Origin of the sequence: Halorubellus sp. JP-L1 (genome assembly GCF_011440375.1) — an archaeon.
Taxonomy (GTDB): Archaea; Halobacteriota; Halobacteria; order Halobacteriales; family Natrialbaceae; genus Halorubellus.
In genome coordinates this window covers 470,755-485,182 of record NZ_JAAOIR010000001.1, presented here as the reverse complement: position 1 = coordinate 485,182, position 14,428 = coordinate 470,755, and the positions used below count along the sequence as shown (strand labels likewise).

Annotated in this window: 14 protein-coding genes; 9 read left to right on the top strand and 5 right to left on the bottom strand. The window is 69.1% G+C overall.

All coding sequences use genetic code 11. The annotated features are described in order from the left end of the window. The first annotated feature begins 26 nt into the window (after window positions 1-26). The 3 genes from G9C85_RS02425 (at window position 27) to G9C85_RS02415 (ending at window position 4,638) form a co-directional block, all read left to right on the top strand. Complete coding sequence (locus tag G9C85_RS02425; RefSeq protein ID WP_166036568.1) at window positions 27-800, top strand: creatininase family protein; 774 nt, start codon at window positions 27-29, stop codon at window positions 798-800. Between the two features lie 84 nt (window positions 801-884). Then, a complete protein-coding gene (locus tag G9C85_RS02420; protein WP_166036567.1) occupies window positions 885-1,982 on the top strand; it encodes an aminopeptidase in 1,098 nt (365 codons plus the stop codon). Window positions 1,983-2,253: 271 nt separating this feature from the next. Continuing rightward, window positions 2,254-4,638 carry a methyl-accepting chemotaxis protein gene (locus G9C85_RS02415; RefSeq protein WP_166036566.1) on the top strand — a complete coding sequence of 795 codons (2,385 nt, stop codon included), beginning with the start codon at window positions 2,254-2,256 and terminating at the stop codon, window positions 4,636-4,638. A 75-nt stretch (window positions 4,639-4,713) separates the two neighbouring features. Here G9C85_RS02415 and G9C85_RS02410 read toward each other — a convergent pair whose 3' ends face one another. Further along, the gene (locus tag G9C85_RS02410) at window positions 4,714-5,376 is read right to left on the bottom strand and encodes an O-methyltransferase (protein WP_166036565.1); all 663 of its coding nucleotides are present in this window, start codon (window positions 5,374-5,376) and stop codon (window positions 4,714-4,716) included. A 116-nt stretch (window positions 5,377-5,492) separates the two neighbouring features. On the opposite strand from G9C85_RS02410, the gene G9C85_RS02405 reads away from it, so the two are divergent. Next, on the top strand, window positions 5,493-6,803 hold the full coding sequence (locus G9C85_RS02405; RefSeq protein ID WP_166036564.1) for a PQQ-binding-like beta-propeller repeat protein: 1,311 nt from the start codon (window positions 5,493-5,495) through the stop codon (window positions 6,801-6,803). Between the two features lie 51 nt (window positions 6,804-6,854). Here G9C85_RS02405 and G9C85_RS02400 read toward each other — a convergent pair whose 3' ends face one another. Then, entirely contained in the window at window positions 6,855-7,802 is a 948-nt protein-coding gene (locus tag G9C85_RS02400; RefSeq protein ID WP_166036563.1) for a mechanosensitive ion channel domain-containing protein, read from the bottom strand. 93 nt (window positions 7,803-7,895) lie between these two features. On the opposite strand from G9C85_RS02400, the gene G9C85_RS02395 reads away from it, so the two are divergent. Beyond that, window positions 7,896-8,336 carry a dCTP deaminase gene (locus tag G9C85_RS02395; RefSeq protein ID WP_166036562.1) on the top strand — a complete coding sequence of 147 codons (441 nt, stop codon included), beginning with the start codon at window positions 7,896-7,898 and terminating at the stop codon, window positions 8,334-8,336. A gap of 51 nt (window positions 8,337-8,387) precedes the next feature. Here the strand turns inward: G9C85_RS02395 and G9C85_RS02390 are convergent, their stop codons facing one another. Beyond that, window positions 8,388-9,194: a BtpA/SgcQ family protein gene (locus tag G9C85_RS02390; protein ID WP_166036561.1), complete on the bottom strand. Its 807-nt coding sequence runs from the start codon at window positions 9,192-9,194 to the stop codon at window positions 8,388-8,390. A 359-nt stretch (window positions 9,195-9,553) separates the two neighbouring features. Between G9C85_RS02390 and G9C85_RS02385 the strand changes: the two genes are divergently transcribed. Both G9C85_RS02385 and G9C85_RS02380 read left to right on the top strand, forming a co-directional pair. Further along, window positions 9,554-10,678 carry an NADH:flavin oxidoreductase/NADH oxidase gene (locus G9C85_RS02385; protein ID WP_166036560.1) on the top strand — a complete coding sequence of 375 codons (1,125 nt, stop codon included), beginning with the start codon at window positions 9,554-9,556 and terminating at the stop codon, window positions 10,676-10,678. 162 nt (window positions 10,679-10,840) lie between these two features. Beyond that, entirely contained in the window at window positions 10,841-11,806 is a 966-nt protein-coding gene (locus G9C85_RS02380; RefSeq protein ID WP_166036559.1) for a hypothetical protein, read from the top strand. A gap of 49 nt (window positions 11,807-11,855) precedes the next feature. Here the strand turns inward: G9C85_RS02380 and G9C85_RS02375 are convergent, their stop codons facing one another. Then, window positions 11,856-12,419, bottom strand: a complete 564-nt coding sequence (locus tag G9C85_RS02375) for a thioredoxin family protein (protein WP_166036558.1) — start codon at window positions 12,417-12,419, stop codon at window positions 11,856-11,858. 160 nt (window positions 12,420-12,579) lie between these two features. On the opposite strand from G9C85_RS02375, the gene G9C85_RS02370 reads away from it, so the two are divergent. Continuing rightward, entirely contained in the window at window positions 12,580-13,080 is a 501-nt protein-coding gene (locus tag G9C85_RS02370) for a hypothetical protein (RefSeq protein WP_166036557.1), read from the top strand. Between the two features lie 19 nt (window positions 13,081-13,099). On the opposite strand, the gene G9C85_RS02365 is transcribed toward G9C85_RS02370, so the two are convergent. Beyond that, window positions 13,100-13,825: a hypothetical protein gene (locus G9C85_RS02365; protein ID WP_166036556.1), complete on the bottom strand. Its 726-nt coding sequence runs from the start codon at window positions 13,823-13,825 to the stop codon at window positions 13,100-13,102. 100 nt (window positions 13,826-13,925) lie between these two features. On the opposite strand from G9C85_RS02365, the gene G9C85_RS02360 reads away from it, so the two are divergent. Beyond that, window positions 13,926-14,420 (top strand): Lrp/AsnC family transcriptional regulator, encoded by a 495-nt coding sequence (locus G9C85_RS02360; protein WP_166036555.1) that lies wholly within the window; start codon window positions 13,926-13,928, stop codon window positions 14,418-14,420. The last annotated feature ends 8 nt before the right edge of the window (window positions 14,421-14,428 follow it).

Sequence of the window (14,428 nt, the reverse complement as noted above, 5' to 3'; positions counted from 1 at the left end):
TGTCGTCGGCGTCCCCTCCGGGCCGTATGTACCTGCCAGACGAGACGTGGCCCGACCTCGGTGCGTACTTCGACCGGGAGTCGCTCGCGCTCGTCCCCCTCGGCTCGACCGAACAGCACGGCCCCCACCTCCCGGAGTCCACGGACCACACGATCGCGGAAGCGCTCGCTCGCGAGGCCGCCGACCGCGCCGACTATCTCTGTACCGCGCCGGTGCGAGTGGGCGTCAGCACGCATCACATGCAGTTCCACGGAACGACGAGCGTCGACCCGCCCGCGTTCCGGGACTACGTCGAGAGCATGACGCGGAGCCTCACCGAGCACGGCATCGACCGCGTCGTGTACGTGAACGCCCACGGCGGGAACATGCAGCACCTCCGCGAGGTCGGCCGCCGGCTCCGCGAGGACCGGGCCGCGTACGCGGTCGAGTGGATGTGGGACGAGTCCATCCCCGACCTCGTGAACGACCTGTTCGAGCACAACGGCCCGCACGGCGGCCCGAAGGAGACCGCGATGATGCTCCACCTCGACCCCGCAAACGTTCGCGAGGACCGCCTGGAGGACGCACGCGACGGCGGACAGGTCCACCTGGAGGACGGCGAACCGACCGTGCACGGTGCGCGGAACTACTACGACGCCATCGACAACTCCGAGAACGGCGTGTTCGGCGACCAGACCGACGCGACCGCCGCGAAGGGCGCGGAACTGTTCGACGCCGCCGTCGACGAACTCGTTTCTCTCTGCGAGTGGCTCGACGCGAAGCCGTTCGACGACCTCATGGCGAAACCGCACGTCGACTGACCCTGCCGCGCACGCGATTCGCGTCGGCTCCCAACTGGTCCGTGTTTCGAAACGAATATCACGATTCTCCGGTCAGGTTCGGGTATGGACGACCGCCTCCACGAACACGCGGAGATCATCGTCGAACACAGCACGCGCGTCGAACCGGACGACTTCGTCCTCGTGAACGCACCCATCGAGGCCGAGGACCTCGGCGTCGCGGTGATGGAGAAGCTCGGCGAGATCGGTGCGACCGCGTCCCTGAACCTCGGGTCGAGTCGCGCGAGTCGCGCGTACCAGCTCGCGAAGGACGTCGACGAGTGGGAGACCCCCGAGCACGTGCTCGCGATGGCGGAGAAGACGGACGTCTCCATCTCCATCCGCGGCGACTCGAACACGTTCGAGTCCAGCGACGTGCCGCCGGAGACGAACCAGGCGCGACAGCAGGAGATGCGGCCGCTGATGGACGAGATGATGGACAAGCGCTGGCTGCTCACGCAGTACCCGGCGCCCGGGAACGCGCAGGACGCCGAGATGAGTACGGAGGGGTACGCGGACTTCGTGTTCGACGCCGTGAACAAGGACTGGGAGGCCCAGGAGGCGTTCCAGGAGAACATGGTCGAGATCCTCGATCCCGCCGACGAGGTCCGCATCGTCTCCGGCGAGACGACGGACGTGACGATGAGCGTCGACGGGAACCCGACGAAGAACGACTGGGCGGAGCACAACCTCCCCGGCGGCGAGGTCTTCACGGCGCCGAAGCCCGAGAGCGTCGAGGGCGAGGTCCTGTTCGACATGCCCGTGATGGTTCAGAGTCGCGAGATCACGAACGTCCGCCTCGTCTTCGAGGACGGCGAGGTCGTCGAGCACTCCGCGGACAAGAACGAGGAGGTCCTCACGAGCGTGCTCGAGACGGACGACGGCGCGAGGCGCCTCGGCGAGCTCGGCATCGGGATGAACCGCGACATCGACCGGTTCACGTACAACATGCTGTTCGACGAGAAGATGGGCGACACCGTCCACATGGCGATCGGACGCGCGTACGACGACACCGTCGGCGAGGACAACGAGGTCAACGAGTCCGCGGTCCACCAGGACATGATCGTCGACATGAGCGAGGATTCGCGCATCGAGGTCGACGGCGAGGTCGTCCAGCGCAACGGCACGTTCAAGTTCGAGGACGGGTTCGACGACGAAGCCTGAGGCGGACTCGCGGTCGGCTCTTTTCTTCGGCGTGGTGCGGTCCGTCTGTGTCGGTGCGCGCGACTACTCGGGCGACGAGTGCCGAGCGCAACGACTGGGAGCGACGTTTCGTACGATGCCTCTCGGCGTGTATTCAGCGTTGGATCCTGGAAAGTTCGACACATGCAGGGTAGAATATACGTACTTCTGGACTCGAATATATTTGGAAGGCTCTCCCATACGGCGCTCGAACCACGTACGTATTTCAATTGGGGCTCTCTTTGCGTCGGCGATGACCCTGATTCGGCGTCTGGTGCCCGACGTGCTGGCGAGTAGTCTCAGACGGAAGTTCCTGATCGCTGGCGTTATCGTCCTGGTCGTACTCGGCGGCATCGGCGGCGCGGTCTACGGTGCCGTCAGCCAGAACCTGAGCGAGGACGTCCAGGCCGAATACGAGCAGGACGCGGCCGTCCAGAGCCAGCACCTCGACGCGACGCTCTCGGGACTGGAACGACGTGCGGTGACGTTGACGAAGACGCGACCCGTCCAGAACGACGTTGACGGCGACTCGGTGGTCCTCTTACGTGGAGCGGAGGAACCGTCCTACGTCGCCGCAGCCATGTACGTGAACTCGACGACCGGCGAGACGTACGCTCGCGCCGGCCAGGACTGGGGGCTGTTCCGGTCGAACAGCACCGACCTGACCGACGAGTGGGCGACCACGGTCAGGGAGACGCAGGGCGAGACGCCCGGCGAGGTCGGGATGTCGGAGCCGACGACGCTCCGGGAGGACGTGCCGCCCGTCGTGCTCGTCTCCACGCCGGTCAAGAACCACCCGGAGCGATCGATCGTCCTCGTCGTCGAACTCGAAGCGCTCTCCGAGAGCGTGCTCCCGGCGACGACCGACGGGTCGTACGTCGTCGTCGGCGACGACGGCCAGACGGTGCTCTCGGACGACGCGAACGACATCATGGCGTCCGACGAGCTCGTGACCGCCGGCCTGGACCTCTCGGAATCGTTCGATCGGGCGACGAACGCGAGCGGCGCCCCGAAGGTCGTCGGCGTCGCGTCCGTCTCGAACGCTGACTGGTACGTGACGCGGCGAACGACCGCGGAGAGCGCGTTCGCCGTGCAGTCGTTCGTCGAGTTCGGCGTCGGCGGGATGCTCGTCGCGCTCTCGCTGGTCCTCGGCGTCGTCGGACTGACGCTCGTCCGGAACACGGTCTCGGGCATCTCGGACCTCTCCGAGCACGCGCGTCGCCTCCGCGGGGGCGACCTGGAGTCGCCAGTCGAGGTCGACCGCCGGGACGAACTCGGCGAACTCGGGGCTGCGTTCGACGAGATGCGCGTCTCCCTCGACGACCAGATCACGGCCGCCCAGGAGGCCCGCGACGAGGCCGAATCCCGTCGTCGGGCGGCGGACGCGTTCTCCGAGCACCTGCAGGCGACCGCGGACGATTACAGCGAGACGATGGACGCGTGCGCCGACGGCGACCTCACCCGGCGGCTCGCGGGCTCCGAGGAGAGCGAGGCGATGACGGCGGTCGCGACGTCGTTCAACGCCATGATGGACGACCTCGAGGAGACGGTGCGAGCGACCCGCGAGTTCGCGTCGTCCGTCGAGACCGAGTCCGGGAGCGTCGCGACGTCGACGGACGAGGTCAAGACGGCGAGCGCGCAGGTCACGGAGTCCGTCCAGGAGATCTCGGTCGGCGCGGACGAGCAACGCGAGAAGCTCGAGGCGGTGAGTACGGAGATGGAGGGACTCGCGACGACGACCGAGGAGATCGCGGCGTCAGCGAACGAGGTCGCGGACACCGCCGAGCGGTCGGCGACCGTCGGCCGCGAGGGCCGGGACGCCGCGGAGGACGCGATCGAGGGGATGCGCGAGATCGAGGGCGAGACAGAGGACGCGGTCGCGGAGATCGACGCGCTCGAATCCCAGATGCGGGAGATCGACAAGCTCGTGGAGTTCATCTCGAACGTCGCGCACCAGACGAACATGCTGGCGTTGAACGCGAACATCGAGGCGTCGCGCGGGAGCAGCGGCGACGGGAACGACGACGGGTTCGCGGTCGTCGCCAAGGAGGTCAAGGAGCTCGCCGCGGAGGCGAAGGACGCCGCGGAGGACATCGAGGAGCGACTGGAGCGCATCGACGAGCAGACCGAGCGCACGGCCGCGCAGGTTCGTGACGTGAACGAGCGCGTCGCGGAGAACGCCGATTCGGTGCTCGCGGCGGCGTCGGCGCTCGACGAGATGGCCTCGTACGCGGAGGAGACGAACACGGGCGTCCAGGAGATCTCGGCGGCGACCGAGGAGCAGGCCGCGAGCACGGAGGAGGTCGTTGCGATGACGGAGGGCGCGACCGAGATCTCGAACCGGACCGCGTCGGAGGCGGAGACGGTCGCGGCGGCCGCCGAGGAGCAAACCGCGAACCTCTCGAGCGTCTCCGACAGCGCGGACCGCCTGAGTGTGCGGGCGTCTGACCTCTGGGACGCGCTCGAAGCGTTCGAGGTCCGCGACGACGACGGCAGCGTCAGGGACGGCAGTCAGGGCGACGACGACCGCGACGGAGACGACGACCGCGACGGCCAGGGGAGTCCGGTCGAGGCACCAGCGCCGAGCCCGTCGCCGGACGGTGGCACAGGGCCGTTCGAGTGGTCCGGCGAGGAGTGAACCGGTTCCGTCGTGTGATTCGGCGAATCGTGAATCGACTCCCTCGCGTGGTCTGTTGAGAAGTGATCCCGGTCGCTACGCGACGCGGTAGCTGACGGCGATGCCTTCGCCGAGGGGGAGGACGACGGTCTCGAAGGCGTCGTCGTCGCGGACGGTTCGCAGGTACTCGGCGATGCCCTTCGTCGCGTCGCTCGCGTCCGACAGAGACTCGTCGTCGGCGAAGTGCGCGAGGAGCGCGTCGAAGTCGATGATGCCGGCGGACATCGCGTTGTCGGCGACGACGACGCCGCCCTCGGGGACCTTCTCGCGGACGGCGCGGAACGCGTCGGCGTAGCGCTCCTTCTGGTGGTCGACGAGGACGACGTCGAACGGGCCGTCGTAGCGCTCGACGGCCTCCATCGCGTCGCCGTGCTCGTAGCGCGCGAGGTGGTCGTAGCCGCCGCGACGCATGAACTCGCGGGCCTCGTCGAGTTCCTCGGCGTCGAACTCCGTGAGCACGACCTCGCCGTCCTCGGGGAGTGCTTGCGCGAACCAGTACGCGCTATAGCCGAACCCCGAGCCGAACTCGAACACGCGCTCGGCGTCGGCCATCCGGGCGAGCATCCTGAGCTGGCCGCCGACCGCGGGCCCGACGTGCGGGAACCCCATCTCCTCGGCGTGCGCGTCCATCTCGCGAGCGAGCGCGTCCGGTTCGGGCGCGGTCGCCTCGACGAACCTGGTGACGTCAGCGAAGTCCATGCGAGAGCGTGGGGTCGACGGGACCGTAAGCGTTCCCTCGGCGTCCGGGCGCCGTCCTCGTACGCACCGAGTCTTCCGCGAGAAAGCATTTACCACGCGTTCGTCAAGTGTCGTGCATGCCCTCCACGAACAGACGACGGTTCCTCGCCGCCGCCGCGGCGCTCGGCGTCGCCGGGTGCGTCACGCACGGCGACGGCGTCCCGACCGGCACCGAGACCACCCACGGGAGCGCGACGTCGACCGGAACGCGGTCGCGCGTGACGAGCGAGAACCCGACGACGTCCACGACGACGTACCGAACCACCGGGTCCGACGTCGACGAGCGCGTCGACGCGAAGCCGCCCGGCGACCCGGCGCTCCCGACCGACGGCGGCGACTGGCCCCAGGAAGGATACGACGCCGCACGCACCGGCTACTGGCCTGACGGCGACCCGGTCGAAGGTGTGGACGCGTACTGGACGCTCGACGCCGGCGGCGAAGGTGCGGTCGTCGACGACAGCGTGGTGAACGTCCACGGACGCGCGGACGGCCAGCCGCTGACGGTCCGGGACCCCGGAACCGCCGAGGTCAGGCGCGCGTCGTCGCTCGTCGAGTACGGCGTGAACAGCTCGCCCGCGGTCGCCGACGGCGTCGTCGTCGTGACGACGTTCATCGAGGCGTTCGCGTACGACCTCGAGACGGGCGACCTCGCGTGGCGCGGCCCGGAGATGGACGGCATCCACGGTGCGCCGACGGTCGCAGATGGGACGGTATACGTCGCTTCGGGCGGCTACCAGGGCGTCCCGGCGCAGGTGCGCGCGTTCGACCTCGCGGACGGGACCGAGCGCTGGCGTCGGGAACTCGAGACGACGCGGACGGGGAGCGTCGCGGTCGGTGGCGGCGTCGCGTACGTCCAGAGCCGCGACGGCCTGCACGCCTTCGACGCCGAGAGCGGGAATGTCGTCTTCGAGCGTTCGGACCTCCGGAACGGCTCCTGGGTCGACCCCGTCGTCGGCGACGACCACGCGTTCACGGTCGACGACGACGACCTCGTCGCGGTCGACGCCGGCAGCGGCGAGGAGGCCTGGCGGGTGAACGACGCAGACTTCTCCGGGACGCCCGTGCTCGCCGACGGCGAACTCTACGCCGGTACCGACGGCGACGTCGGCGCGTACGCCGCGGCCGACGGCTCAGAGCAGCGAACGTTCTACGGTGGGAAGCCGCTCGCTCGCGTCGACGACGTCCTCTACGTCGCCAACGACCCACGCGGTCGAATCCAGGCGGTCAGCGTCGCCGACGGCGACGACCAGATGCTGTGGTCGTACACGACGCCGGAGGTCCAGATCAGCGACACCATCAACCGCACGGTCTACGGCATCACGCCGCTCGATGGCGCGCTCTGGGTGCACGCCGCTGACGGCGTCCACGGGCTCGCCCCGCCGCAGTAGCCACGGCCGGAGTCGAGTGCGGCGTCGAGCGACCGGAGCGGCGTCGGGGCGTCACCGCGGTCGACCGACCGGGTAGCTGACGCGGTCCGGATTCTCCTTGTACCGGTCAAGGATGCGCGCGTACAGTTCGTTCCGCGTCGCCTGCACGCCACGTGGCCTCGTGAGGAATCGCACGCGCAACTCGACCCAGGATTCGGACTGCGAGACGTTCACCGACGGCCTGGACTTCACCTCGAGGTCGACGGGCGAGTCCGCGATGCGTTCGCGGTGCCGTTCGACGCGCGCGGCCATCTCGTCCCCGAGGTAGTCGTCCGCGACCGCTTGCGCGACCTCCCGTGCGTACTCGAGGTCCGTCTCGTAGGAGAGCTGGATCGGGAGTTCCGCCCAGACGAACGGGAACTCGTCCTGCGTGTAGTTGAACACCTGCGAGTCGAGGACGACCGCGTTCGGGACGGTGACGGTGCGTCCCGACGGCTGGTGGGTCGTCACGAGGTCGCCCTGGACCTCCCAGAGCGTCGTCACGAGGAAGCTGACGTCGACGACGTCGCCCTTCGCGTCCTCGATGCGGACGCGGTCGCCGACCGAATACGGGCGCTTGGCCATGATGTACACCCACCCGATGACCGAGAGAATGGGCGTCTGGAGCGCGAACGTCACCGCGAACCCCGCGACGCCGAGACTGAACACGACGCCGAGCCACTGGTCGGTGAGCGCGCCCGCGACGCCGACCGCGCCGACGAGACCGAACGCCAGCCGGAGCAGGTTCCTGACGTCGTGGATGCGTCGCTTGTCCGTCGCCCACCGCGCGACGAACTGCGAGACGAGCACGTAACTGCCGTACGTCGCGAGCGCGACCGCGAACGCGATCGCCCCCTTCAGCGTCCACGCCTTCAGCACCTCGTTCGCCGTCGACACCTCCCACGTCCCGCTGAGGACGTTCGCTCCGACCGCAATGAGGGCGGCGACGAGCAGTGACCCGTACCCGACCGATCGTTTCACGACCGCACCCTCGGCGTGGTCCCACAAAGGCCTTCGCCCCGAGCGGGGGCGCCGCCGTGGGGCTTTTTGACGCCGCCGCTCGAACGGGCGCGTATGCAGGAACTCACCGACGTCGTCGACGGACTGCTGCACCCAGAGACGCAGGTCCACGACCGTGGCGTCGACCTCACCGTCGCAGGCATCCACGAGGTCGCCGCGCCGGGACGCATCGACTTCGGCGGCGACGAGGTCGCGGAGGCAGACCTGGAACCGTGCGACGTGACGCGCCGGAACCCCGACGACGAGTACCAGTGGTGGCACCTGGAGGCCGGCCAGTACGTCGTCCAGTACAACGAGTTCTTCGTCGGCGACGACCCGATGCACCTGCAGGCCCGGAACAAGGTGCTCGCTCGCGGCGCGTCGCATCCGTCGCTGCGCGTGGACGATCACTTGCCACTCGTGCCATTGAGCGTCGGCGGTGCAGGCATTCGCATCAAGGAGAACGCACGCATCTCGACGCTTCGGCCCCTCTCGAACGAGTCCGGCCCGGAGTGAACTCCAGGGACGGATTCGCCGTCTTCACTTCCGCAAAACTCGCTCACTCACTCACTCGCCGGCCGCGTCGACGAGCGCACGCACCCGGTCCTCCGCGACCGGCGCGTCGACGTCGCCGTCGGGCTTGAACGCCGTCCCGACGATCGCGCCGTCCGCGACCGCGAACGTCTCCGCGACCGACGCCTCCGTCACGCCACTTCCGACGAACAGCGGCGTCTCCGGCGCCACCTCGTCGAGCGTCGCCCGGACCGCGGCGAGCGTGTCGGCGTCAGCCGGCCGCCCCGTTCCCGACCCCGACACCACCACGCCGTCGGCCAGCCCGCGCTCGACGACGTCCGCGACGCGCTCCGCGAGCGGCCGCCCACCGTGCGGCGTCGCGTGCTTCACGTCGACGTCCGCGAGCACCGCCACGTCCGCGTCCAGGCGCTCGCGCTCCCGCATCGTCTCGAACGCCCGTCCCTCGATCACGCCCTGGTCCGTCACGCTCGACCCGACGTGGACGTTCACGCGCACGAACGACCCGCCGGCCGCTGCGGCCGCCGACAGTGCCGCGTCCACGTCGTTCCGCAGGACGTTCACGCCGACGGGGACGTCCACGGCCTCGACGACCGCTCGCGACAGCACGCTCACGTCGGCGACCGTGTGCGACGGGACCTCGTCCGGGTAGAACGGCGCGTCCCCGAAGTTCTCCACGAGCACCGCGTCCACGCCACCCGCCTCCAGCGTCCGCGCGTCAGTCACCGCACGCTCCCTGATCGACGCCCGGTCGCCGTCGTAGCGCGGCGACCCCGGGAGCGGCGGCAGGTGGACCATCCCGACGACCGGCGACTCCGTCCCGAATCGCGTCTCCACGTTCATACGCTCCTTCGCGCCGCCCGAATCAAGACCGTTCGGCTTCGCGCAACCGCCGACGATCGACCAGCGTCGACCCGCACCGAGGGTTCAAGGCGGATGCCGCGGCGACGGTCGACGATGCACTGAGCGGTCGCGTGCGTCGGTCCAGGCGGGAGCGCCACCTGCCGACGCACGAACGCGGACGGGTGGCCTGCCCGCCAAGCACTCGCTAGCGACAGCGACCCACAGTCGCAGGACTCGCACGACCGAGGGGAGCGCGACCCATCGCTCGCGCGAGCCGGCAAGACGGCCGCGTCGAGCGAGCCGGCAAGACGGCCGCGTAGCGCGAGCGTTTTTCCCTCGGCCGCGGTAGACCGTACTCGATGACCGACCTCTTCAGCGACCTCGAGATGCGAGGGACGACCGCGCGCAATCGCGTGATGGTCTCCCCGATGTGCCAGTATTCGTGTCCCGACCGCGACGGCGTCGCGACCGAGTGGCACCGACAGCACCTCGAGTCGCGCGCCGTCGGTGGCGCCGGCATCGTGATGACCGAGGCGACGGCCGTCCGCCCGGACGGCCGCATCAGTCCCCAGGACCTCGGCCTCTGGAGCGACGCGCACGCCGACGCGCTCCGGCCGATCACGGAGTTCTGCGAGGAGTACGGTGCACTCTCGGCCATCCAACTCGCCCACGCCGGCCACAAGGGCAGCAAGCGCCCGCCGTGGGACGACTCCGAACCGCTCGGGCCCGACGGTCACGGCTGGATCGCACCGTCGCCCTCGGCCGACGCGTACCCGTGGCGCGCCGGCGACGACGAACGGAGCGACGAACCGAACGCGAAGCGCGTCGAGACGATGTCGACGAGCGACGTGGAAGCGCTCGTCGAGGACTTCGCTCGCGCCGCCGAGCGCGCCCGCGACGCCGGGTTCGACGTTGCAGAGGTCCACGCCGCGCACGGCTACCTCCTCCACGAGTTCCTGAGTCCGGTGACGAACCGCCGCGAGGACCGCTACGGCGGGTCATTCGACGCCCGGACGCGTCTCGTGCGCGAGGTCTGCGAGCGCGTCCGCGACGTCTGGCCGGACGACCAGGCGGTGTTCGTCCGGTTCTCCGCGACGGACTGGCTCGACGACCGCGAGTCCTGGACGGTCGACGACACCGCCGCGCTCGCCGCCGATCTGGCGAGCGACGGCGTCGTGGACCTGGTCGACGTGTCTTCTGGCGGCCTCCACCCCGACCAGTCGATCCCGTCGACCGGTGCGAACTACCAGGTGCCGTACGCCGAACGCGTCGGGGACGCGGTCGGCGACGACGCACTCGTCGGCGCGGTCGGGGGCATCACGACGCCCGAGCAGGCGGACGCGATCGTCCGGAACGACCGCGCTGACCTCGCTATCGTCGGTCGCCAGCACCTCCGGGACCCGTACTTCGCGCTACACGCCGCCGAAGCTCTCGACCGCGAGGACGCCCTGGAGTGGCCGCGACAGTACCGCCGCGCAGTCTAATAGAACGCTGACAGTTGCGGTTCTGCGACCGACTATCGAAGTTCGCCGACCGACTGCCTCGCCCCGGAAACTGCCAGTGCCGACTCCACTGCGTCGGAATGGTTGCGGGACTGTGAGGAGGAGTAACTGTTATTCGGTCGCCGTGGCAATGGTGAACATACGATGCTCTTCGCCCCTCCGGCCCTCACGCGCGTGTCGCAACAGAACATCGGGGCGACTGCCGAAGCGTGCGTCGCGGACGGTCTCTGCGTTCCCGCGGACGTCCTGACGCAGGGACTCGCGCTCGCCGCCACGCTCGCGTTCGCCGTCGCCGTCCTGATGGCCCTCTCCCGGCTCTACGACGCCGCCGACGCGCTCGCCGCCGAACGCGAGCGGACGCGCCTCGAACGGGACGCGTTCGCGACGTTCGTCGACAGCGTCGCCAGTATCGACCCCCAGAATCCCGGCCTCACCGACGGTGGGCCGACAACGGTCGACGCCGGGCACGGCGGGACGCTCTCGCACGTCGTCGACGCCTACCGCGACACCGTCCTCGCCGTCCCCCACTACGACGACGAGTACGACGACACGCTCGCGGAACACATGGCCGCGGAGTTCGGCGACGACGTCGCGCTCGCGGTCCGCAACGGCGCCATCCTCTCGCCACAACTCCAGCAGACGCTGTGTGCGCGCGGCACGCAAGCGAAGCAGCGCCGAGACCGCCTCCTGTCCGCCATCGACGCCGAAGACGACTCTCTCTCGGCGTGCACGCGGACGCTCCGTGAGATCGACGACGACCTCGACGCCGTCGAAGCGGACGTGGCCGCCGTCGATCGAGTCGTCGATGACGCGACGACCGGCGCCGACGCCGACGTGCCAGCGTCGACTGTCGACCGCGAGGACCTCGTCCACGACTGGCACACCGTTCACGGGAGACGCGAGGAACTCGTGTCGCTCCTGGAGTCGCGACAATCAGCCATCCACGAGCAACGACACGTCGTCGGTCAGGGCGACGGTCCGACCGCGCTCTACGAGTACGTCTACGACGCGTTGCCGTCGAGCTACCCCGTGCTCTCCGTCGGAACGCACCTGCTCGAACGAACCCGGTCGTTGCGACGGAACGTCTCTCGGTCCCTCGTCCGGCACTGACTCGCAACCGAAGACGAGTCGTCTGCGTTCGCCGCTCGCCCGGCCGGGTTCAGTTCTCCGTCCACTTGATCGAACAGCCCTGCGACGGCTTCCAGTCGACGTCCACGGGTTCGTTCGCGAGGATGGCGTCGATGGCCTCGCGCACCTGGTATCGCGTCGGGTCGTCGTCGGGGTTGAGTGCGTCGTCGAGCCGGCCGTGGTACGCGAGCCGGAACGTCCCGTCGTCGTTCTCGAACAGGAACGGGTCCGGGGTGCAGACCGCGCCGTAGGCCTCGGCGACGGCCTGGGATTCGTCGCGGAGGTACGCGTCGTACGCGACGGTGCCGTCCTCGACGAGTTCCTGCATGCGCTCGAACGAGTCGTCGGGGTACTCTTCGGCGTCGTTCGGGTTGATGCCGACGACGGCGACGTCGTCGTACTCGGCCGCGAGTTCGTTCAGGAGGTCGAACTTCGCCTTCGCGTACGGACAGTGGTTGCACGTGAACACGAGCAGCAGTGCCTCGTTGCCGGCGAACGAGTCGAGGGTGTACGTCTCGCCGTCGGTACCCTGGAGCTCGAAGTCGATGGCCTCGTCGCCCGCGCCGAGTTCGGACTCGGATTCCTTCAGAACCATGTCCGTCCGTAGACCGTCGGGGGGTTAAGAACTGGCGTTCGCGATACCAGACCAATCCGCGAGTCGGGTGCGTCTCTCCGCGTGGCAGTGAGGGACCGACGGGGCCCGCCGGTTCCACGAAGCGTCCACGCTTAAGGGGACTGGGGGGATACGTGGGGGTATGCCGACCATCGACGTATCAGACCAGCAGCAGGCGTTCTTGCGTGCGTTGCGGGACGAACTCCAGAACGAGGTCCAGTACGGTTCGGTGCGCGAGCAGGACGCGCTCCAGTACCTCATCGACCACTTCGAGGGCGGCGGCGAGCTCGACGTGGACGCCGACGTCGAGGTGAACGCGGGAAGCGTCGAGGACGAAGCGGACGCGAGCGCAGACGGTGGTACGGTCACCGCCGACGCCTCTGCGGACGCCGGTTCGGACGTGGCCGCCGACGAGGACGCTGACGACGACGGTGGGTCCTCGAGCGGGCCGACGCCGTCCGCCGAAGGCGACGACGACGACCGCCTGAACGCGATGATGAACTTGCTCGACACGCACGACGAAAAGTGGCGGGAGGCCTCGAAGGAGGACGCCCGGTACGAGGTCGACATGCCCGACGGCACGACCGAGTACGTGCAGACGAAGGACGACGTTCGCGCGCACATATTCAAGAACTACGACTGATCGGTCGCCGTGGTATCGTTCAGCGTTCGACGTCGTCGGGCGTGATCGTGACGTCGAACTCGTCGCCGATTACGATGCGAGCGACGGCGCTGTCGGGCACGCCGCGGTCCTCGGTCGGCGCCCTGACGAGGACGAGCTTGTCGTTTTCGGCCTGCAGCGGCCCGAACGCGGGCGCGTCGAGTCGGAGTCGCACGCGGTCGCCGTCGCGGTCGAAGCGCGCGAGCGAGAGCCGCTGACAGCAGCTGTGCTCTCGGAACTGGACGGCGACGACGTGCTCGCGCGAAAAGTCCGTGTCCGCGAGGAACCGACGCGCCTCGGACGTGAGTTCGCGCTCGTCGACCGTGGTTCGCCAGGCGTCGGTGAGGACGGCGACCGCCGCGTCGAGCTCGTCGTCGACGGGTTCGAGGGCGTGCCCCCTGCCGTCGTCGCCGCCGTAGTTCGTCGACAGGAGCGAGCAGTCCGCGCACGCCGGAGCGCGCGGTCGCTCGGTCGTCGTCGGGTCGGCCTCTGTGGTCGATGCGTCCGTCTCGGAGGACGCTCCGTCGGTCTCGGACGTCTTCGCGCGAGTTTCCGACGTCGTACTCGACCGGGTCTGGGTGGTCAGCGTGCGCGTTCCGGGATCGGTCGCGTCCGACGTTCCGTCGTCGTCGAGGGTCTGGCAGCCCGCGAGGCCGACGGACGTCGCGGTGAGCGCGGCGAGGACGCGCCGGCGATCGACGGTTTGTGGAGGGCGATTCGCTGGCATCGCGCTCGACTGCGCGGGCCGTCGGTAAGTGCCTTGAGGGGGCGCCGCGAGTGCCGCCGCGGAAGTAACCCTTAACCCGGTCCCCGGTGGTCGTTCGTGTATGACTGCGAGTGCGCGAGACGCCTTGCTCGATTCGCTCCTGGAGAACGCGCGGTACTCGACGGCCGACCTCGCACGGATGACGGGCCTCGACGAGAGCGACGTGGAGGCGGCGATCGCGGACCTCGAAGAGGATGGCGTCGTACGCGGGTATCGCGCGGTCGTCGACTGGGAGTCCACGGACCGCGAGCGCGTCCGCGCCGTCGTCGAGGTGAACGTGGAACTCGACCGCGAGACCGGGTACGGCGACGTCTCGCGGCGGCTCGCGGGCTACGACGCAGTCGACACCCTCCGGCTGGTCTCGGGTGACTACGACTTCCACGTGGAGGTGATCGGCGATTCGATGCGGGACGTGTCCGCATTCATTGCGGACGAGATCGCGCCCATTCCAGCCGTCACGCAGACCGTGACGCACTACGCGATGACGACGTACAAGGAGAGCGGCGTCGACTTCGGCGACGGCGACGACGACGACCGCCTCTCGGTCAGTCCCTGAGGTGACCA